At 54.8% G+C, this 806-nt stretch carries 1 rRNA gene; it reads right to left on the reverse strand.

Going from position 1 to position 806, the window contains the following annotated elements:
• Positions 1-806 (reverse strand): 23S ribosomal RNA (locus tag NE671_RS15690); the annotation flags it as partial.

Consider the following 806-nt stretch of genomic DNA (forward strand, 5'->3'; position numbering starts at 1 on the left):
TTTCGGAGGCGACCGCCCCAGTCAAACTCCCCGCCTGGCATTGTCCCACCGCCGGATCACGGCGGCTGGTTAGAAGCCCAATATCACAAGGGTGGTATCCCAACAGCGGCTCCGCGGCAACTGACGTTACCGTTTCTCAGCCTCCCACCTATCCTGTACATGCAACACCGGACCCCAGTGCCAAACTGGAGTAAAGCTCCATGGGGTCTTTCCGTCCTGGCGCGGGTAGCCAGCATCTTCACTGGCACTTCAATTTCACCGGATGTATTGCCGAGACAGCGCTCAAATCATTACGCCTTTCGTGCGGGTCGGAACTTACCCGACAAGGAATTTCGCTACCTTAGGACCGTTATAGTTACGGCCGCCGTTTACTGGGGCTTAAATTCAAAGCTTCGACTTACGTCTGACCTCTCCTCTTAACCTTCCAGCACCGGGCAGGCGTCAGCCCATATACCTCACCTTTCGGTTTCGCATAGACCTGTGTTTTTGCTAAACAGTTGCTTGAGCCTATTCTCTGCGGCCTGCTCTCGCAGGCACCCCTTCTCCCTAAGTTACGGGGCCATTTTGCCGAGTTCCTTGGCAATACTTCTTCCGCCGGCCTTAGGATTCTCTCCTCATCCACCTGTGTCGGTTTACGGTACGGGTACAATATGAACGATAGCGGCTTTTCTTGACGCATGGCTCACGGGCTTCGCTACTAATCTTCGCTCCACATCACGTCTTCCCATTGCCACACGGATTTTCCTATGTGACTGGTACCTCGCTTGTACCGGGCTTTCCATTCCCGGCTCCCGCTCTCCTTACGT

It is taken from the genome of Blautia sp. DFI.9.10 (assembly GCF_024461705.1).
GTDB classification, from domain to species: domain Bacteria; phylum Bacillota; class Clostridia; order Lachnospirales; family Lachnospiraceae; genus Blautia_A; species Blautia_A fusiformis.